Source organism: Enterobacter mori LMG 25706 (assembly GCF_000211415.1).
GTDB classification, from domain to species: domain Bacteria; phylum Pseudomonadota; class Gammaproteobacteria; order Enterobacterales; family Enterobacteriaceae; genus Enterobacter; species Enterobacter mori.
Genome location: NZ_GL890781.1, coordinates 13008 through 30619 on the forward strand (window position 1 = coordinate 13008; position 17612 = coordinate 30619).

The following is a 17612-nucleotide window of genomic DNA, read 5'->3' on the forward strand; positions in this document are numbered from 1 at the left end:
GAAAACTCACGCACGAAGCCGACCCGCCAGATGCACCGCCACGTCCACCCCGCTGCGCTCCAGCGAAATGGTTTCCCCTTCCCACGCAGCCTGACGCGTCAGGCAGGTCCATATGCCGCCGGGCGGCATTTCAATCGCCAGCCGCGCTTCGCGTTCGTTAGCGGAAATCATCGCCTCCTGCCAGCGCACGGTTCGCGCCATGTTCATCGCCAGATCGTCGGCAATCTTTTCCGGCTGCCAGAGCACGCGGCCTGTACTGCCGCTCAGGTAGGCGCAGCGTGGACGAGCCAGCGTAACGGGCTCAAACGCCGACGCCAGCTTTTTCGCCGGTTCCGCCAACAGCGCGCAGTGCGACGGCACGCTAACCGCCAGCCGCCTGGCCTTGCTCGCCCCTTTTGCCAGCGCGCGTTCTGCCACCTGCGCCATCCCCTCATCGGTTCCGGCGATGACGATCTGCGTTTCGGCATTCAGGTTAGCAATATACGTTCCGGTACCCTCGATAAGCTGCTCCACCTGCGGCAGGGTCAGCCCCATAATCGCCGTCAGGCCGTAGCCGTGCGGGTACGCCTGCTCCATCAGGTCACCACGCAGCGCCACCAGCCTCAGCGCGTCCGAAAAATCCAGCGCGCCCGCGATAACCGCCGCCGGATAAGCGCCGATGGACAGCCCGCTGACGATATCCGGCGTCACGCCGCGACGCTCCAGCTCGCGCGCCCAGGCCACGCCTGAAATCAGGAGACACAGCTGAACCGCGCGGGTGTGAGTTAGCGAGGCTGCACTGTCCAGCGTATCGACTTCGCTGCCCAGCACCTCGCGTGCCTGTGCAAGCTCCGTTCCCGGCAGGTTTTGCAGCATGCCTTCGTGCTGCGTACCCTGCCCCGGAAAGGTAAACAGTATTTTCATCACTCCTCCCTGCGCCACGGATCCGCCACCAGGCGCGGTCCACATTGAGTTTTTAGCAGCGTTTTGCCGTCGCGCAGCCACTCCGCCAACGCAAAGCCCCCTTCGGGGGTATCGACCTGCGTATCCGCCCGACACAGTGCACGGCTCAGCTGCGACTGCCATGCGCTAAAAGCATCCGGGGAAATCGGCTCAGAGGCGCGGATCAGCAGATCAAGATCGCTGTCGGCATGGATCACCGGAATACCGGTCGCCAGCGCGTAGCCGGTGCTGCCGGCAATGCCCCACGTCCACGGCCACGCCTGCTGAGCCAGCTGCAGCGCCACCTGAACCGGCGGCTGGGTCACAAAGGGCGAGCGCAGCAGATCGGCGGTGGCGCACAGGTCTTCAGGTGTCACCACGCGCTGCACGTTTTCGGGCTTCACCCATCCGGCCGCCCGCTGGTCACGACGCAGGCCGCGCACGCCAACGGGAATACGGCCTTCATTATCAACATCACGCCGCACCACTGCCGGCAGGCCAATATGCCAGGCGGCCTCAACCCAGGATTCGGTGATGCCTTCCAGCGCGTCGCGCGCGGTAAGCCAGATGAGGTCGTGCGGGCGTAATGCTGTGGTCATGATTACATTCCTGAAGTCAGCGAGATAAACAGCGGAAGCGACAGGATACACAGTACGGAGCTTAACAGCAGCACGGCTTCAGCATCCGGCGACTGCACGCCAAAGCGGTTACCGAACACCACGCCGAAGAAGCCCGCGGAGAGCGCAATCATCAGGATAGCGGTAATCGCCACCGAGCCGTGCAGACCGAAGATCAGCACGATACCCCAGGCAATCGCGGGCTGAATCAGCAGCTTGGCGATGGTTGATGTAATCACCATGGTGTTGATCTGCAGCTTGCGGGCAGAGAGGATCACCCCGGTCAGGAACAGCGCCGCAGCGGTGGCGGACAGCCCCAGCGGTTTAATCGCCGCAAGCACCAGTTCCGGCATTTTGATGCCGATGGCGGAGAGAATCACGCCCAGCAGCGGACCCATCACGATCGGTTTTTTAATGGAACGCCACATCAGCACCGGCAGCATGGAGAGCGTCGAGCCGGAATTATTCCCCTCGGCGCGCGCTTTCTCGCGCTCCAGGATCAGCAGGCAGAACGGGGTCATCAGCACCGAACCGCAGGCAATAGAGACCGCAACGGAAAGCGACGTGGAAGATCCTTCACCCAGCACGCTGCCCAGAATCGGCAGGCCAAGCGCCGCGTAGTTCGGCAGGGCAACGGTAAGCGTCAGCACCGCCGCGTCCTGCGGGGATTTCTTAAAGATTTTGGTGGCAAGGAAGTAGATGACCGCATAGGTGATCCACATCGCCAGGGTCAGCACCAGGATCAGCGGCGACTGCGCCACGATGCCGGTCCACGGCGTTTGCACGGTGGCGCTAAACAGCGCGGCAGGCAGTGCAAAATCCATCACGAAGATATTGAGCAGGGAAACGTTTTTGTTATCGACCATCTTTGCCTTACCGGCCCAGAATCCCAGCAGCATGATGACGAAAATCGGTGCAAGAGCATGAACAATTACGTAAGTCATAAATCACCTGTAGTAAAAAAAGTTTTAGCACTGGTGCGATGTTTATTATTTTTCAGGATGCAGGCTCCCACGCGGGCGCAGCGGGCGCGCCCACGGGGGGTTGCATCTCTGGCAGGTCTCTTTTTTACTTACCAGCTGGCTCGCATACGTTCGCGTACGAGCGCCGAGCTGCGGCGGTTGTCAGCACCCAGACGGTTTTTCAAGGTGATATCCTGACGTGCGTCACTGATGGCCTGCTGCAGGGTGGTTTTCACCTGTGCCAGATCGTTATCGGATGGGGCATCCGGGTTGCTGATGTCCAGCAGGTTAGAAAGCAGCCCCAGCGTGGCGTAGTTGCTGATGTCATACGCCATTGGTGGAATGGTTGCCGCCAGTTTTTCCAGCGCCTCCACGGTACGCAGCGTAATGCGCGCCGCAGACTCTTTGCCCATCGCGTGGATCAGCACACCTTTGTCGTTAAAGGCAATCAGGCGGTTGGCCTGGTAGCCGTGCGCCAGAAACGCGCCGGACATCGCCTTGCCGACGATAAGCCCAATCACCGGATGACCGGCCAGGCGCGCGTTCGCATACGCGGCAGCGGCTCCCGCCAGTGCCTGATGGATACCAAAAGCCTCTTCGCGACGGCCATAGGCCTGGCTTGGGACGTCAATCACCGCCACAATTGGGCGTTTGACGGCTTTATCGGCATCCGCCGCGACGGTTTCGCTGACCACTTTCGCCAGCGTCCAGCCTTCCAGCAGACCGACTTCACCCTTCGCGGCGCGCGGGAAGTGGTTATTGGCATCCGGAACCACGGCCACAAAGCGCACCGCTTCGCCGTTAAGCTCGCCGTCTACCGCCTGCACGGACGGGCATAACCCTTCCACACGTTTTGCATTCGGGGCAAGAATGTCCAGCCAGAGTTCGCCACGGCTCATTGAGTTAGTCATCATTTCACCTCCCGGGCAAAAAGCGCGTTAATCTGTTCGGCATCGGCCTGTTTGCGGGTGTCGAAATGGGTCAGACGGTTCAGGTAATCGTCGTAGTTATCGGTGCGGTGTTTCGCCGGTACGCCTTTCGCTATCGCCTCGTTCACCGCCGCTTTCACCGCGTTTACGCCGTCGCCTACCAGCGCATCCACCAGACCGCTTTGATAACGCACTTCGCCGCCGGTCATGCTCCAGATAAACGGACGGTCGCGGGAGTCGTACTCTTCAATCCCCGCCTCCTGCTCGATAACCTGCGGGCCGTTGAGGCCGAGACGCGCTTCACGGGTCACGATCAGGTAGCTGCACAGCGCCGCGGCGATGGACATCCCGCCGAAGCAGCCCACGGTCCCGGCAACAATCCCGACCACCGGGGTATACCGGCGCAGGTCAACAATCGCGGCGTGGATATCGGCAATCGCCGCCAGGCCGAGGTTAGCTTCCTGCAGACGCACGCCGCCGGTTTCGAGGCACAGCACCGCCTGCGTCGGAATGCCGTTGCGGTTATCTTCTGCCGCCAGCTCCAGCGCCGCCGCCATTTTGGCGCCGGACACTTCGCCCATGCTGCCGCCCTGGAACGCGCCTTCAATCGCGACGACGACCGCAGGCTGACCGTTGATGGTGCCTTTTGCGACGACCATGCCGTCATCGGCCTGCGGAACAATCCCCTGCGGCCCAAGCCACGGAGAGATAATGCCTTCAAACGGATCCAGCAGTTCGCGGTAGCTGCCGTCATCCAGCAGCGCCTGCGCGCGCTGGCGTGCTTTTAGTTCGATAAAGCTGCTGTCATTACGCATGGCTCACCCCCTCAAAGACCTGTTCGATGCGAATGCGCGCCACGCCCGGCGTCGCGCCGAAGTCGTGGATGGTCAGTTTGCCTGCGGGCAGGCTGCTGACGGTGTGCAGACGGTTGAACAGCGCCTCCCAACGACCACGGCTGTTGTCGACTGAAGTGGTGATATCAACGGTTAAGGTCTGGCCCGGTTCGGCGGCGAACAACACCTCCATATCCCCGGAACCGACGACGCCTGCCAGCGCCCTGCCGCTTACTTCGCGGCTGGCGGGCACGGTCAATGTAATTTTTTCCATAACATCCTCTTAATGCTTTGAATAAGGCGTTTCGACGCGGTCGAGAAACAGCGTGGCGGCAAGCAGGTCGGCAGCGCCGCCCGGTGAAGCGTTGAGCGAGAGCATCTGGCGGTCTAAGCTCGCCAGCGCCTGCTGCCCTGAAAGCGTTGCGCATCCTCCGGCGTTCAGTACCCCACGAGCACCGTTCTGCATGGCGTCCAGTCCCTCCATTCCGGCGCGCGACAGCACGCAGGTGTCGGTGAGTGACGTCATGATCGCCATCAGCGCGTCGAGCCTCGCATGCGTTTCACTGCTGCCGTTGAGACGGCTGAGGCGAAGCTGCGGCAGCGCGCGCTGCATAACGTGCGGGAACGCCTGCTGCGCCTCTTCGCGTGCGCCCGGCACGCGGTAGCGGTGCGTGGCGCGCAGCCCTTTGCTGAACACTTTCGGCGCCGCATCGTCCGGGAGTTTCGCCAGCTGAGCGGCGGTATTCGCGACGGCCTGCGCAGTCGCCTCACCGCCCAGCATCGCCACCGCGCTCACCAGCAATCCCAGCGCCCAGATCGCACCACGGTGGGTATTAACCCCGTCGGTGGCAGCCATCATCTGCTGCTCGCCTTCGCGGCCAAGACGGCCAACGGTTTGCCGAAGCGCAATGTCCGCCGGACGCTGCCAGCTCTGCTGCGCCAGCGCCTGAAACGTGGGGGTCAGGCTGTGCGCGGAGCGCTCCATCAGCGCAAGGGATAAATCGTGGTGCGCGCCGTTCCCCCGACTGTCCACCAGACCGGGTTTCGGGCTTAAACGTGCTTCGTCAATCAGACACTGCGTGGCGGTTCGCGCCAGCCATTCGGCACCGCCTTCAACCTGAATCTGGGGCAGAAGTTTCATTACCAGCTCCGGAATTTCGCAGGTGGGTTATACAGACCGCCGGACCACTCAACGAGGTCAGACACGCTCCCGGCTGCCAGAAGAGAGCGGGTGGCGTCGGTGCGACGAATCCCCATATCTTCCGGATACACCACTTTGCCGCTCTGGCGCAGTTCCGCCACGCGTTTGGCGTCAACGCCCAGGCCGATATCGGTGATCCCCGCGACGGCGGCAACCATGGCACGACGCTCTTCCAGATCTTTCGCCCGGTAGAGGTAGGCAATGCCCTCTTCCGTCAGCACGTGCGTCACGTCGTCGCCGTAAATCATCACCGGTGCCAGCGGCATGCCGGAGGCTTTCGCCACGTCGACGGCATCGAGTTTTTCCACGAAGGTCGGCTTCACGCCTGCCTGGAAGGTTTCCACCATCTGCACGACCAGCTTTTTACCGCGCTGCATCGGATCCGGCTCGGTGATCATGTTCAGCCAGGCCGGGGTCGCATGACGACGACCGTGCGGGTCATGGCCCATGTTTGGCGCACCGCCGAAGCCGGAAAGACGACCGCGGGTCACGGTTGAGGAGTTGGCGTAGCCGTCAACCTGCAGCGTAGAGCCGATGAACATATCCACCGCGTACTGGCCTGCCAGCTGGCAGAAGGCGCGGTTGGAACGCATGGAGCCATCGGCACCGGTAAAGAAGACATCAGGACGGGCGCGGATGTACTCTTCCATCCCCAGCTCGCCGCCGAAGCAGTGCACGCTTTCCACCCAGCCGCTTTCAATGGCGGGGATCAACGTCGGATGCGGGTTCAGCGTCCAGTGTTTACAGATTTTGCCCTTCAGGCCGAGCTGTTCGCCGTAGGTGGGCAGCAGCAGCTCAATCGCCGCGGTGTTAAAGCCGATACCGTGGTTCAGGGACTGCACCTGGTGTTCCGCATAGATGCCTTTGATCGCCATCATCGCCATCAGGATATGTTCCTGTTTGATCAGGCGCGGGTCGCGGGTGAACAGCGGTTCGATAAAGAACGGCTTGTCCGCAACGACCACGTAGTCGATCCAGGAGCCCGGAATATCGACGCGCGGCAGATCGCACTCGTCGTCCACCAGCTCGTTCACCTGCGCGATGACGATGCCATCGTGGAACGCGGCGGCTTCCACCAGCGCCGGGGTATCTTCGGTACTCGCCCCGGTGTAGAGGTTGCCTTTGCGGTCGGCTTTAAAACCGGCAATCAGCGCCACGTTGGGGGACAGGTCGACGTAGAGGCGCGAGTAGAGTTCGATGTAGGTGTGAATTGCACCGATTTCGAGCTGACCGTCTTCCAGCAGCTGCGAGATACGCAGGCTCTGTGTCCCGGAGAAGGAGAAGTCCAGCTTGCGGGCGATGCCTTTTTCAAAGATATCGAGATGCTCGCTGCGGCCAACGCTCGGCATGATCATATGCAGGTCGTGAACGATTTGCGGGTTCACTTCAGCCAGCGAGCGGGAAAGGAAATCCGCCTGCTTCTGGTTGTTGCCTTCCAGCACAACTTTGTCGCCCGGAGCGATCAGTTTTTCCAGCATGGCGACAAGATCGCCGGTTGGCAGTACTTTGCCCTGCACCGGTACGGACGCCAGACGACGCGCTTTCTCGCTGCGTCGTGTGTTCCATTGCCGGGTGGGTGTTTGCCCAGATAACATTATTAACCTCCTGATTCAGCACATCATTCTGATTTGCTTAACGTTGAGTAAAGTCTGCGCTCTGGCGAGAAAGGCATCAATTAAGCGTAGAGCCGAATCATTAGCCTGAGAGTAATAATCAAGGTAAAGATTTGTGATCGGGATCAGTTCATGGTTCGGAAATCCAGGCTAAACGGGGTACAATTCGGAAGGTATAGTAAATTTCTGACAAGAATCAGCATCGCCCTTATGACCCAAATCATTCCATCAGACTTCGACATTGCAGCCGAAGAGAGCGCAGAGTTCGTGCCCATGCGCGGCGTGGCTAACCCCCACCTGCAAACCATGCTGCCGCGCCTGATCCGCCGCAAGGTGCAGTTCACCCCGCACTGGCAGCGTCTGGATTTGCCGGACGGCGACTTTTTAGATCTCGCCTGGAGCGAAGCGCCGGAGCAAGCCCGACACAAACCTCGCCTGGTGGTGTTTCATGGTCTGGAAGGCAGCCTGCACAGTCCCTACGCCCACGGTTTAATCGAGGCGGCGAAAGCCCGCGGCTGGCTGGCGGTGGCGATGCATTTTCGCGGCTGCAGCGGCGAGCCGAATCGCCAGAAGCGCATTTACCATTCCGGCGAAACCGAAGACGGCACCTGGTTCTTACACTGGCTGAGAGATAATTTTGGCACGGTGCCAACGGCGGCGGTGGGCTATTCGCTGGGCGGCAATATGCTGGCCTGCCTGCTGGCGAAAGAAGGTGATGCCGTCCCGCTGGATGCCGCTGTTATTGTCTCCGCTCCCTTTATGCTCGAGCAGTGCAGCTACCATATGGAGAAAGGGTTTTCCCGCGTCTATCAGCGCTACCTGCTCAACCTGCTGAAGGCCAACGCCGCACGCAAGCTGAAGGCCTACCCTGATACCCTGCCGGTTAGCCTGCAGCAGCTCAAGCGCGTGAAGCGTCTGCGCGAGTTTGACGATCTGATTACCTCGAAGATCCACGGTTTTGCCGATGCGATTGACTATTACCGTCAGTGCAGCGCCATGCCGTTGTTGAATCAAATCACCACGCCGACGCTGATTATCCACGCCAAAGACGATCCGTTTATGGATCATCACTCCATTCCGGCGCCGGAGCATTTACCGGCTAACGTGCAGTATCAGCTCACCGAGTACGGCGGGCACGTCGGCTTTGTTGGCGGCACGCTACGCAGGCCGAAAATGTGGCTGGAAACCCGCATCCCTGACTGGCTCACCTCTTTTCTGGACGGTAAAAAATGATTATCCCCTGGCAGGATCTCGCTCCCGAAACGCTCGATAATCTGATTGAAAGCTTTGTATTACGTGAAGGCACCGATTATGGTGAACAAGAACGTTCGCTCGAACAAAAGGTCAGCGATGTTAAGCGCCAGCTGAAAAGTGGCGACGTGGTGCTGGTGTGGTCCGAACTGCATGAGACGGTCAATATCATGCACCGCAACGCGTTTCACGGCTGATCTGTAAACCTTTCCAGTCAGGGAGTTGCTATGTCTGCCAGACATCCGGTTATTGCCGTAACGGGCTCAAGTGGTGCGGGTACCACCACCACCAGCCTCGCCTTTCGCAAGATTTTCGCACAGCTGAATCTCCGGGCGGCAGAAGTGGAGGGCGATAGCTTTCACCGCTATACGCGCCCGGAAATGGACATGGCCATCCGCAAGGCGCGCGATCTGGGCAAACACATCAGCTATTTCGGGCCGGAAGCCAACGATTTCAGCCTGCTGGAACAAACCTTCCGCGAATACGGGCAGAGCGGGACCGGGCAGTCCCGCAAATACCTGCACACCTACGACGAAGCGGTTCCCTGGAATCAGGTGCCGGGGACGTTCACCCCGTGGCAGCCGCTGCCGGAGCCGACCGACGTGCTGTTTTACGAAGGGCTACACGGCGGCGTGGTCACGCCTCAACACGACGTCGCGCGTCACGTGGATCTGCTGGTCGGCGTGGTGCCGATTGTTAACCTTGAATGGATCCAGAAGCTGACGCGTGACATGAGCGAGCGCGGGCATTCTCGCGAAGCGGTGATGGATTCCGTCGTGCGCTCCATGGAGGATTACATCAACTTCCTGACGCCGCAGTTCTCCCGCACCCACATCAACTTCCAGCGCGTGCCGACGGTGGATACCTCCAACCCGTTTGCGGCGAAAACGATCCCTTCGCTGGATGAGAGCTTTGTCGTCATCCATTTCCGCAATCTCGAAGGCATTGATTACCCCTGGCTGCTGGCGATGCTGCAGGGCTCGTTTATTTCGCACATGAATACGTTGGTGGTGCCGGGCGGAAAAATGGGGCTGGCGATGGAGTTAATTATGACGCCGCTGGTCCAGCGACTGATGGAAGGGAAGCAGATCGCGTGAACATGTTCCCTCTCCCTGTGGGAGAGGGTTAGGGTGAGGGCATCAACACGCACGATGCCCCAATAATTAAGCCTCGATCACTTCATACGAATGCGTGATTTTTACCGCTTTCTCCAGCATTAACGCCACAGAGCAGTATTTCTCCGCAGAAAGGTCTACGGCGCGTGATACTGCGGCATCTTTCAGTTCTTTACCGGTCACGATAAAGTGCAGATTAATGTGCGTGAACAGGCGTGGCGCCTCTTCGCGACGTTCGGAAGTAAGCTTCACTTCGCAATCGGTCACATCATGACGACCTTTTTGCAAAATCGACACCACGTCAATTGCGCTGCATCCGCCCGCCGCCATCAGCACCATCTCCATCGGGCTTGGGGCTTTGTCGCCGGAGTTACCGTCCATCAAAATCTGATGTCCAGAAGCGGATTCGCCCAGGAACGTTAAACCTTCAACCCATTTCACACGCGCTTGCATATTCATTAACTCCAACGTTGCATTTTTGGTGACAGATTACGCGTGCATTACATTTCTCGCAACGGAAGGCGACCTGCATCATGCTGAAGCGAGACACCAGGAGACACGCGGCAAAAGCTATGCTAAAACACTCTGGATGCTACAGTAATACATTGACGTTACACATGTATGCAGAGGACATCAAACTTTACTGGCTGCGAAACGTTACGACAGCCGACTTCCCAGGGTATGGGTAAGAATTCGATTGCAACCCCAGAGTCCGGATGCATCTTATGACTCTGGTGACAGCTTATAACAGAGGATAACAGCGCATGGTGCTTGGCAAACCGCAAACAGACCCGACTCTCGAATGGTTCTTGTCTCATTGCCACATTCATAAGTACCCATCGAAGAGCACGCTGATTCACCAGGGTGAAAAAGCGGAAACGTTGTATTACATCGTTAAAGGCTCGGTGGCAGTGCTGATCAAAGATGAAGAAGGGAAAGAGATGATCCTTTCTTATCTGAACCAGGGCGATTTCATCGGTGAACTGGGCCTGTTTGAAGAGGGCCAGGAACGTAGCGCCTGGGTTCGTGCAAAGACAGCATGTGAAGTGGCTGAAATTTCTTACAAGAAATTCCGTCAGCTGATTCAGGTTAATCCTGACATCCTGATGCGTCTTTCTTCCCAGATGGCGCGCCGTCTGCAGGTGACGTCTGAGAAAGTGGGTAACCTCGCCTTCCTGGACGTAACCGGCCGTATCGCGCAGACCCTGCTGAACCTGGCAAAACAACCAGACGCCATGACCCACCCTGACGGCATGCAAATTAAAACTACCCGCCAGGAAATTGGTCAGATCGTCGGTTGCTCCCGTGCAACAGTGCGTCGTATCCTGAAAATGCTGGAAGACCAGAACCTGATCTCCGCCCACGGTAAAACCATCGTGGTTTACGGAACGCGTTAATTCCGCTCAAACGGCGTGCCATCGCAAGTTGTCACGCCGTTTTTGTCTCTACTCCTCATGTGGCGCAGGCTGATCTATCACCCGGAAGTTAACTACGCACTGCGACAAACGCTGGTGCTGTGCCTTCCTGTGGCCGTGGGCCTGATCCTCGGACACCTCCAGCAAGGTCTGCTGTTTTCCCTCGTGCCCGCCTGCTGCAACATTGCCGGTCTGGACACGCCGCATAAGCGCTTTTTCAAACGCCTGATTATCGGTGGCTGTCTGTTTGCTGGCTGTAGTCTCGCCGTACAGCTCCTGCTTGCCCGTGATATCCCTCTGCCCCTGATCCTGACCGTGCTGGCGATGACGCTTGGCGTGACGGCGGAAATCAGTTCGCTGCACGCTCGCCTGCTGCCCGCCTCGCTGATTGCGGCTATCTTCACCCTGAGCCTCGCCGGGAATATGCCGGTGTGGGAGCCGCTGCTGATCTACGCCCTTGGCACGCTCTGGTACGGGGTGTTTAACTGGTTCTGGTTTTGGCTCTGGCGGGAACAGCCGCTGCGTGAATCCCTGAGCCTGCTCTATGTGCAGCTTGCGGATTACTGTGAAGCCAAATACACCCTGCTCACCCAACATACCGCCCCGGAGAAATCCCTGCCGCCGCTGCTGACGCGCCAGCAAAAGGTTGTCGACCTGATTAGCCAGTGCTACCAGCAGCTGCACATGCTTGCCGCCAACAAGAACCACGAATACAAACGGCTGCTGCGCACTTTCCAGGTGGGGCTGGACCTGCAGGAGCATATCTCCGTTAGCCTTCACCACCCGCAGGAGGTACAAAAGCTGGTAGAGCGCAGCCATGCAGAAGCAGTGATCCGCTGGAACGCCCAGACCGTCGCCGCGCGGCTTAGGGTACTGGCTGACGATATTCTCTATCACCGCTACCCCACGCGTTTTAACATGGATAAACAGCTCGGCGCGCTGGAGAAAATCGCCCGTCAGCATCCGGATAACCCGGTAGGCCAGTTTGCCGCCTGGCACTTCAGCCGTATCGCCCGCGTGTTACGTACGCAGCGCCCGCTTTATCCCCGCGACCTGATGGCGGATAAGCAGAAACGTCTGCCGCTGCTGCCTGCGCTCAAAAGCTATCTGTCACTGAAATCCGCCGCTCTGCGCAACGCGGCGCGGATAAGCGTGATGCTGAGCATTGCCAGCCTGATGGGCATGGCGCTGCACCTGCCTAAACCCTACTGGATCTTAATGACCGTGCTGTTTGTCACGCAGAACGGCTACGGGGCCACGCGAGTGCGTATCTTCCACCGGGCTGGCGGAACGCTAGCCGGGCTGATTATTGCGGGCGTGACGCTTCACTTCCACGTGCCGGAAGGCTATACGCTGGTCGGGATGCTGGCGATCACCATGGTGAGCTATCTGATTATCCGTAAAAATTACGGCTGGGCGATGGCGGGCTTTACGGTCACGGCGGTGTACACCCTGCAGCTGCTCACGCTCAACGGCGAGCAGTTTATCGTGGCTCGACTGGTCGATACGCTGATTGGCTGCCTGATTGCCTTCGGCGGTATGGTCTGGCTGTGGCCGCAGTGGCAGAGCGGATTGCTCAGGCAGAACGCCCATGACGCGCTGGAAGCTGACCAGCAGGCCATTCGCCTGATCCTCAGCGACGATCCGCAGCCCTCTCCGCTGGCGTATCAGCGGATGAAGGTCAACCAGGCGCACAACGCGCTGTTTAACTCGCTCAATCAGGCGATGCAGGAGCCGGGGTTTAACTCGCACTATCTTGCAGACATGAAGCTGTGGGTGACACACAGCCAGTTTATCGTCGAGCACATTAACGCCATGACCACGCTGGCGCGCGAGCATACGATGCTGACGCCGGATCTGGCGCAGCGCTATTTGCAGTCGTGTGAAATTGCGTTGCAGAGGTGTCAGCAGCGTCTGGAGTATGACTCGCCGGGTGAATCGGGAGATTCGAATATTCTGGAAGCGCCTGAAACGCTGACCCACGGGCCGATGAGCACCCTTGAGCAGCATCTGCAGCGCGTTCTGGGGCATTTGAACACCATGCACACCATTTCATCGGTGGCATGGCGTCAGCGCCCGCATCACGGGATTTGGTTAACGCGCCGGTTAAAGCGAACCGAGTATTAGCCTTTAACGATCTTCGCGACCGCCGCGGCAAAGCGGGTTAATCCATCTTCAATATCTTTATCTTCCACCACCAGCGACGGCGCAAAGCGCATCACGTCAGGTCCGGCATTGAGCACCATCACCCCTTCGTGCGCGGCGGCGTGCAGGAAATCACGCGCGCGGCCTTTGAACTGCGGCTTCAGCTCGGCGCCAATCAGCAGCCCCATGCCGCGGATCTCGCTGAAAACATCATATTCATCGTTAATCTGCTGGAGATGCTTCACGAACAGCTCACGCTTCGCGCTAACGCCGTTCAGCACCTCAGGCGTATTGATAATATCAAACGCGGCACCCGCCACGGCGCTCGCCAGCGGGTTGCCGCCGTAGGTAGAGCCGTGAGAGCCGACGTGGAACGCAGAGGCAATATCCTGCGTCGTCAGTACCGCACTCACCGGGAAACCGCCGCCGAGCGCTTTGGCGCTGGTCAGGATGTCCGGCGTCACGCCGTAGTGCATGTAGGCAAACAGATCCCCGGTGCGCCCCATGCCGCACTGCACTTCATCAAAGACCAGCAGCGCCTGATGCTCGTCACACAGTTCGCGCAGCCCTTTCAGGAATTCCGGCGTCGCTGCGGTCACGCCGCCTTCGCCCTGAATAGGCTCGACCACCACCGCGCAGGTGTGGTCGTCCATTACCGCTTTCACGGCATGCAGATCGTTAAACGGCACGTGGACAATGTCTGCCGGTTTCGGGCCAAAGCCGTCTGAATACTTCGGCTGGCCGCCAACGGAGACGGTAAAGAAGGAGCGTCCGTGGAAGGCATTGTGGAAGGCGATGATTTTGGTTTTGTACGGGCTGTGGCGCGTGGTGGCGTAGTAGCGCGCCAGCTTAAAGGCGGTTTCGTTGGCTTCGGTGCCGGAGTTCATAAACAGCACGCGTTCCGCGAAGGTCGCATCGATGATCTTACGCCCCAGACGCAGCGCCGGTTCGTTGGTGAACACGTTGCTGGTGTGCCACAGGGTTTCGCCCTGGGTTTTCAGCGCCTCCACCAGCGCGGGATGGCAATGGCCCAGCGCCGTCACCGCAATCCCGCCCGCGAAATCAACATACTCTTTGCCCTGCTGATCCCAGACGCGGCTGCCTTTCCCCTTCACAGGGATAAACTCAGCCGGTGCATAAATCGGCAGGATCACTTCATCAAATGTTGCACGGGTAATTGCTGGTTGTTCAGTTGCCATGTCATGACCATCCATTTTTATGTCACAGTGATTGTGAAAATATAATCACAAAATATGCATAAAAAATCACAGCAAGGCAACAGATATTCAGCGATTGAGGAAATTTGCCAGCAGCGCGTGTCCCTGCTCGCTGAGGATGCTTTCCGGATGGAATTGCCCGCCTTCGAGATCCCACTCACGGTGACGGATACCCATGATCTCCTGCGTCTCGCTCCAGGCGGTGACCTCAAAGCAGGCGGGTAGCGTCGGCGGGTCAATGACCAGAGAATGGTAGCGCGTCACGGTTAACGGATTATTTAACCCTGCGAATACGCCCGTGCCGGTGTGGGTGACCGGAGAGGTTTTCCCGTGCATCACTTTCGCAGCGCGCACGATGGTGGCACCAAACGCCTGGGCAATAGCCTGATGGCCCAGGCAGACGCCCAGAATCGGCAGTTTACCTGCATAGTGGCGGATAACATCCAGAGAAATGCCTGATTCCGAGGGCGTACACGGCCCCGGCGAAATCACGATTTTCTGCGGGGCCAGCGTGTCGATATCGGCCAGGGTGAGGTCATCATTACGGCGGCCAACCACCTCTGCACCCAGCTCACAAAAATACTGGTAAAGGTTCCAGGTGAAGGAATCGTAGTTATCAATCAGCAGAATCATGGCGGCTCCCGAAAAAAATGCCGCCCTATTCTACTCAGATTCCCGTGCTTCGCTCACTACTTTGGCAAAGATAGCACTCAGCGCGGTCAAATCGCCCATCGCGCCGCTTCGGTTAGCCGCCACCCACTGCTCGGGATCGATATCCCGCCAGTCCAGCGCGTAACCCGCGTGGAGCGCCAGCTGCTCGAAGAAGACGCGTTGGGCAATGCCGTTGCCGCGCATAAAAGGATGCAGCATATTGATTTCACAGTAGTAATGACTAACTTTGTCAACAAAAGCCGCCTTCTCAAGACCCACAAGATACTTTTCACTTTCAAGCGCCGCCATCAGCTCGTTGCCCATCTTCTCGATGTACTCGAAATGGCAGAAGGGAATGTCACCCTTAAAAATATCGTCGGTACGGAATTCGCCTGCCCGTTTCATCTCGCTGTGATACAGATGGCGGTGAATCAGGCACAGATGGGGCAACCCGGGCGCGGATGGCCCAAGCTCCAGCGTTTCGATGTGGGGCGCTGAAGGACCATGACCTTTTTCAAGGAGACAACTGGCCTGCAAATTGACGCTACGCTGCTGTTCCCAGAGACGGGATTTTTGCTTGTCGGTGAGTTTTTTCACTTAACGCCTCCCTGAATAGTCCGTTTGCCACAAGTATAAGCAGCAAAACGCGCTTTCGCAGGGAGGGCTACATAACGCGGGCAGAAGAAACCCGCGTTCAGAAGCGTTACGGCAGAACTTTTGCGGAAAGGATAACGATCGGTTTTGACGGGACATTCTGATACGGGCCGACGTCGTGAGTAGGCACCTGAGAAATCTTGTCGGCCACGTCCATCCCTTTCACGATTTTACCGAAGACGGCATAGCCAAAGTCGCGCTGGCCGTGGTCAAGGAAGGCGTTATCCGCCACGTTGAGGAAGAACTGGCTGGTCGCGCTGTCTTTATCTGCGGTACGCGCCATGGAGATAGTGCCGCGCTTGTTCAGCAGGCCGTTGTCCGCTTCGTTTTTAATCGGCGGGTTGGGCTGCTTCTGCTGCATCTGCTCGTTGAAACCGCCGCCCTGCACCATAAAGCCCGGGATCACGCGGTGGAAAGTGGTGTTGTTGTAGAACCCACTGTTCACGTAGTCGAGGAAGTTTTTCACAGAAACAGGGGCTTTCTGGCTGTTCAGTTCCAGCTCAATATTCCCGGCAGAGGTGGTCAGCAGGACGTGAGGGTCACCCTTGGCTGCCAGCGCAGCAGGGGAAACGGCAGAAAGAGCAAACACAGCTGCAACAGCCGCCAGTGTTGATTTGAGCATGAGAATTCCTTAACAAAGCGCAGTATAAAAAGCGAATGGCTTGATTCTAAAGAGCAGTATGAACGGAGACCAGCCTTTTACCTAATTTTACGAAATTGAAACAGTTGTTACCGCGCAAACGATTGGTAATGGCGCCATTTTACGTGATCTGCATCACACAAAAATATGCAAATGTGATCAATATTTTCTGAAAAGATTTAATTAGATCACTTTCGAGTCTAAAATCTGCCCGCTCTCAGCGCCTTCCCGGCGCTTTTCTTTTTCTGAACAGGCCAGACATGACTAACAGCAATCGCATCAAGCTCACATGGATCAGCTTCTTCTCCTACGCCCTGACCGGCGCGTTGGTGATCGTCACCGGGATGGTGATGGGAAATATCGCAGACTACTTCCAGCTGCCCGTTTCCAGCATGAGTAACACCTTTACCTTCCTCAACGCGGGGATCCTGATCTCTATCTTCCTGAATGCCTGGCTGATGGAAATTGTGCCACTGAAAACCCAGCTGCGCTTTGGTTTTGTGCTGATGGTCGCCGCCGTGGCGGGCCTGATGCTGAGCCACAGCATCGCGCTGTTCTCCGCCGCCATGTTCGTGCTCGGTCTGGTCAGCGGGATCACCATGTCGATCGGTACGTTCCTGATTACCCATATGTATGAAGGCCGCCAGCGCGGCGCGCGCCTGCTGTTTACCGACTCCTTCTTCAGCATGGCCGGTATGATCTTCCCGATGGTGGCTGCCGTTCTGCTGGCACGCAGCATCGAGTGGTACTGGGTTTATGCCTGCATCGGTCTGGTCTACGTGGCGATCTTTATCCTGACCTTCGGCTGTGAGTTCCCGGTACTGGGCAAGAAAGCGCAAACTACCGCAGAGCCCGTTGTGAAAGAAAAGTGGGGCATCGGCGTGCTGTTCCTCTCCGTTGCCGCCCTGTGCTACATCCTGGGCCAGTTGGGCTTTATCTCCTGGGTACCGGAATACGCAAAAGGGCTGGGCATGAGCCTGAACGACGCGGGTAAACTGGTGAGCGATTTCTGGATGTCTTACATGTTCGGCATGTGGGCGTTTAGCTTCATCCTGCGCTTCTTCGACCTGCAGCGTATTCTGACCGTGCTGGCGGGCATGGCGACCGTGCTGATGTATCTGTTCATCAATGGTTCGCCGGAACATATGCCGTGGTTCATTCTGACCCTGGGCTTCTTCTCCAGCGCCATTTATACCTCGATCATCACCCTGGGTTCCCTGCAGACCAAAGTGGCCTCGCCGAAGCTGGTTAACTTCGTCCTGACCTGCGGCACCATCGGCACCATGCTGACCTTCGTGGTGACGGGTCCGATTGTCGCCCACAGCGGTCCGCTGGCGGCGCTGCACACCGCGAACGGTCTGTATGCCGTGGTGTTCATCATGTGCTTCATCCTGGGCTTCGTGACCCGCCACCGCCAGCACAACGTCGCAGCGGCGTCTCACTAACGT

19 protein-coding genes are annotated in these 17612 nt (G+C 58.2%); 6 read left to right on the top strand and 13 right to left on the bottom strand.

Annotated features, from left to right (window positions below):
* Positions 1-6 precede the first annotated feature (6 nt).
* The 8 genes from mdcH to mdcA form a co-directional block, all read right to left on the bottom strand.
* Positions 7-903, bottom strand: a complete 897-nt coding sequence (gene mdcH, locus ENTMO_RS0122030) for a malonate decarboxylase subunit epsilon (RefSeq protein ID WP_010436316.1) — start codon at positions 901-903, stop codon at positions 7-9.
* Entirely contained in the window at positions 903-1520 is a 618-nt protein-coding gene (locus ENTMO_RS0122035) for a malonate decarboxylase holo-ACP synthase (protein ID WP_010436317.1), read from the bottom strand. The genes mdcH and ENTMO_RS0122035 overlap by 1 nt, the downstream gene beginning before the upstream one ends.
* 2 nt (positions 1521-1522) lie before the next feature.
* A complete protein-coding gene (locus ENTMO_RS0122040; RefSeq protein ID WP_010436318.1) occupies positions 1523-2482 on the bottom strand; it encodes an AEC family transporter in 960 nt (319 codons plus the stop codon).
* A 128-nt stretch (positions 2483-2610) separates the two neighbouring features.
* Entirely contained in the window at positions 2611-3411 is an 801-nt protein-coding gene (gene mdcE, locus ENTMO_RS0122045; protein ID WP_010436319.1) for a biotin-independent malonate decarboxylase subunit gamma, read from the bottom strand.
* Entirely contained in the window at positions 3411-4244 is an 834-nt protein-coding gene (locus ENTMO_RS0122050; protein WP_010436320.1) for a biotin-independent malonate decarboxylase subunit beta, read from the bottom strand. Before ENTMO_RS0122050 ends, mdcE begins: the two co-directional genes overlap by 1 nt.
* Positions 4237-4536 (bottom strand): malonate decarboxylase acyl carrier protein, encoded by a 300-nt coding sequence (gene mdcC, locus ENTMO_RS0122055; protein WP_010436321.1) that lies wholly within the window; start codon positions 4534-4536, stop codon positions 4237-4239. The genes ENTMO_RS0122050 and mdcC overlap by 8 nt, the downstream gene beginning before the upstream one ends.
* A 9-nt stretch (positions 4537-4545) precedes the next feature.
* Positions 4546-5403 (bottom strand): triphosphoribosyl-dephospho-CoA synthase, encoded by an 858-nt coding sequence (locus ENTMO_RS0122060; protein WP_010436322.1) that lies wholly within the window; start codon positions 5401-5403, stop codon positions 4546-4548.
* Positions 5403-7058, bottom strand: coding sequence for a malonate decarboxylase subunit alpha (gene mdcA, locus ENTMO_RS0122065; RefSeq protein ID WP_010436323.1), 1656 nt, complete (start codon positions 7056-7058; stop codon positions 5403-5405). The genes ENTMO_RS0122060 and mdcA overlap by 1 nt, the downstream gene beginning before the upstream one ends.
* A 228-nt stretch (positions 7059-7286) precedes the next feature.
* On the opposite strand from mdcA, the gene ENTMO_RS0122070 reads away from it, so the two are divergent.
* From ENTMO_RS0122070 to ENTMO_RS0122080, 3 genes are read left to right on the top strand one after another with little or no spacing between them, the layout of a single operon-like run.
* Complete coding sequence (locus tag ENTMO_RS0122070) at positions 7287-8309, top strand: hydrolase (RefSeq protein ID WP_010436325.1); 1023 nt, start codon at positions 7287-7289, stop codon at positions 8307-8309.
* Positions 8306-8524: a YheU family protein gene (locus ENTMO_RS0122075; protein WP_010436326.1), complete on the top strand. Its 219-nt coding sequence runs from the start codon at positions 8306-8308 to the stop codon at positions 8522-8524. Before ENTMO_RS0122070 ends, ENTMO_RS0122075 begins: the two co-directional genes overlap by 4 nt.
* 30 nt (positions 8525-8554) lie before the next feature.
* Positions 8555-9424 carry a phosphoribulokinase gene (locus ENTMO_RS0122080; protein ID WP_010436329.1) on the top strand — a complete coding sequence of 290 codons (870 nt, stop codon included), beginning with the start codon at positions 8555-8557 and terminating at the stop codon, positions 9422-9424.
* Positions 9425-9490: 66 nt separating this feature from the next.
* Here the strand turns inward: ENTMO_RS0122080 and ENTMO_RS0122085 are convergent, their stop codons facing one another.
* Complete coding sequence (locus ENTMO_RS0122085) at positions 9491-9895, bottom strand: OsmC family protein (RefSeq protein ID WP_010436331.1); 405 nt, start codon at positions 9893-9895, stop codon at positions 9491-9493.
* A gap of 311 nt (positions 9896-10206) precedes the next feature.
* On the opposite strand from ENTMO_RS0122085, the gene crp reads away from it, so the two are divergent.
* Both crp and ENTMO_RS0122095 read left to right on the top strand, forming a co-directional pair.
* A complete protein-coding gene (gene crp / locus ENTMO_RS0122090; protein ID WP_010436334.1) occupies positions 10207-10839 on the top strand; it encodes a cAMP-activated global transcriptional regulator CRP in 633 nt (210 codons plus the stop codon).
* 57 nt (positions 10840-10896) lie between these two features.
* Positions 10897-12984, top strand: a complete 2088-nt coding sequence (locus tag ENTMO_RS0122095; RefSeq protein WP_010436336.1) for a YccS/YhfK family putative transporter — start codon at positions 10897-10899, stop codon at positions 12982-12984.
* Here the strand turns inward: ENTMO_RS0122095 and argD are convergent.
* The 4 genes from argD to ppiA form a co-directional block, all read right to left on the bottom strand.
* On the bottom strand, positions 12981-14201 hold the full coding sequence (argD, locus tag ENTMO_RS0122100) for a bifunctional acetylornithine/succinyldiaminopimelate transaminase (RefSeq protein ID WP_010436339.1): 1221 nt from the start codon (positions 14199-14201) through the stop codon (positions 12981-12983). The genes ENTMO_RS0122095 and argD overlap by 4 nt on opposite strands.
* A gap of 87 nt (positions 14202-14288) precedes the next feature.
* Positions 14289-14852, bottom strand: coding sequence for an aminodeoxychorismate synthase component 2 (gene pabA / locus ENTMO_RS0122105; protein WP_010436342.1), 564 nt, complete (start codon positions 14850-14852; stop codon positions 14289-14291).
* 30 nt (positions 14853-14882) lie between these two features.
* The gene (locus ENTMO_RS0122110; RefSeq protein ID WP_010436345.1) at positions 14883-15467 is read right to left on the bottom strand and encodes a putative adenosine monophosphate-protein transferase Fic; all 585 of its coding nucleotides are present in this window, start codon (positions 15465-15467) and stop codon (positions 14883-14885) included.
* Between the two features lie 106 nt (positions 15468-15573).
* Positions 15574-16146, bottom strand: a complete 573-nt coding sequence (ppiA, locus tag ENTMO_RS0122115) for a peptidylprolyl isomerase A (protein ID WP_010436347.1) — start codon at positions 16144-16146, stop codon at positions 15574-15576.
* Between the two features lie 278 nt (positions 16147-16424).
* Between ppiA and tsgA the strand changes: the two genes are divergently transcribed.
* Positions 16425-17609 (top strand): MFS transporter TsgA, encoded by a 1185-nt coding sequence (gene tsgA, locus ENTMO_RS0122120; RefSeq protein WP_010436348.1) that lies wholly within the window; start codon positions 16425-16427, stop codon positions 17607-17609.
* Positions 17610-17612 lie beyond the last annotated feature (3 nt).

Coding starts and splice junctions, on each gene's coding strand:
- mdcH (WP_010436316.1), bottom strand. CDS start 903: ATGAAAATACTGTTTACCTTTCCGGGGCAGGGTACGCAGCACGAAGGC.
- ENTMO_RS0122035 (WP_010436317.1), bottom strand. CDS start 1,520: ATGACCACAGCATTACGCCCGCACGACCTCATCTGGCTTACCGCGCGC.
- ENTMO_RS0122040 (WP_010436318.1), bottom strand. CDS start 2,482: ATGACTTACGTAATTGTTCATGCTCTTGCACCGATTTTCGTCATCATG.
- mdcE (WP_010436319.1), bottom strand. CDS start 3,411: ATGACTAACTCAATGAGCCGTGGCGAACTCTGGCTGGACATTCTTGCC.
- ENTMO_RS0122050 (WP_010436320.1), bottom strand. CDS start 4,244: ATGCGTAATGACAGCAGCTTTATCGAACTAAAAGCACGCCAGCGCGCG.
- mdcC (WP_010436321.1), bottom strand. CDS start 4,536: ATGGAAAAAATTACATTGACCGTGCCCGCCAGCCGCGAAGTAAGCGGC.
- ENTMO_RS0122060 (WP_010436322.1), bottom strand. CDS start 5,403: ATGAAACTTCTGCCCCAGATTCAGGTTGAAGGCGGTGCCGAATGGCTG.
- mdcA (WP_010436323.1), bottom strand. CDS start 7,058: ATGTTATCTGGGCAAACACCCACCCGGCAATGGAACACACGACGCAGC.
- ENTMO_RS0122070 (WP_010436325.1), top strand. CDS start 7,287: ATGACCCAAATCATTCCATCAGACTTCGACATTGCAGCCGAAGAGAGC.
- ENTMO_RS0122075 (WP_010436326.1), top strand. CDS start 8,306: ATGATTATCCCCTGGCAGGATCTCGCTCCCGAAACGCTCGATAATCTG.
- ENTMO_RS0122080 (WP_010436329.1), top strand. CDS start 8,555: ATGTCTGCCAGACATCCGGTTATTGCCGTAACGGGCTCAAGTGGTGCG.
- ENTMO_RS0122085 (WP_010436331.1), bottom strand. CDS start 9,895: ATGCAAGCGCGTGTGAAATGGGTTGAAGGTTTAACGTTCCTGGGCGAA.
- crp (WP_010436334.1), top strand. CDS start 10,207: ATGGTGCTTGGCAAACCGCAAACAGACCCGACTCTCGAATGGTTCTTG.
- ENTMO_RS0122095 (WP_010436336.1), top strand. CDS start 10,897: ATGTGGCGCAGGCTGATCTATCACCCGGAAGTTAACTACGCACTGCGA.
- argD (WP_010436339.1), bottom strand. CDS start 14,201: ATGGCAACTGAACAACCAGCAATTACCCGTGCAACATTTGATGAAGTG.
- pabA (WP_010436342.1), bottom strand. CDS start 14,852: ATGATTCTGCTGATTGATAACTACGATTCCTTCACCTGGAACCTTTAC.
- ppiA (WP_010436347.1), bottom strand. CDS start 16,146: ATGCTCAAATCAACACTGGCGGCTGTTGCAGCTGTGTTTGCTCTTTCT.
- tsgA (WP_010436348.1), top strand. CDS start 16,425: ATGACTAACAGCAATCGCATCAAGCTCACATGGATCAGCTTCTTCTCC.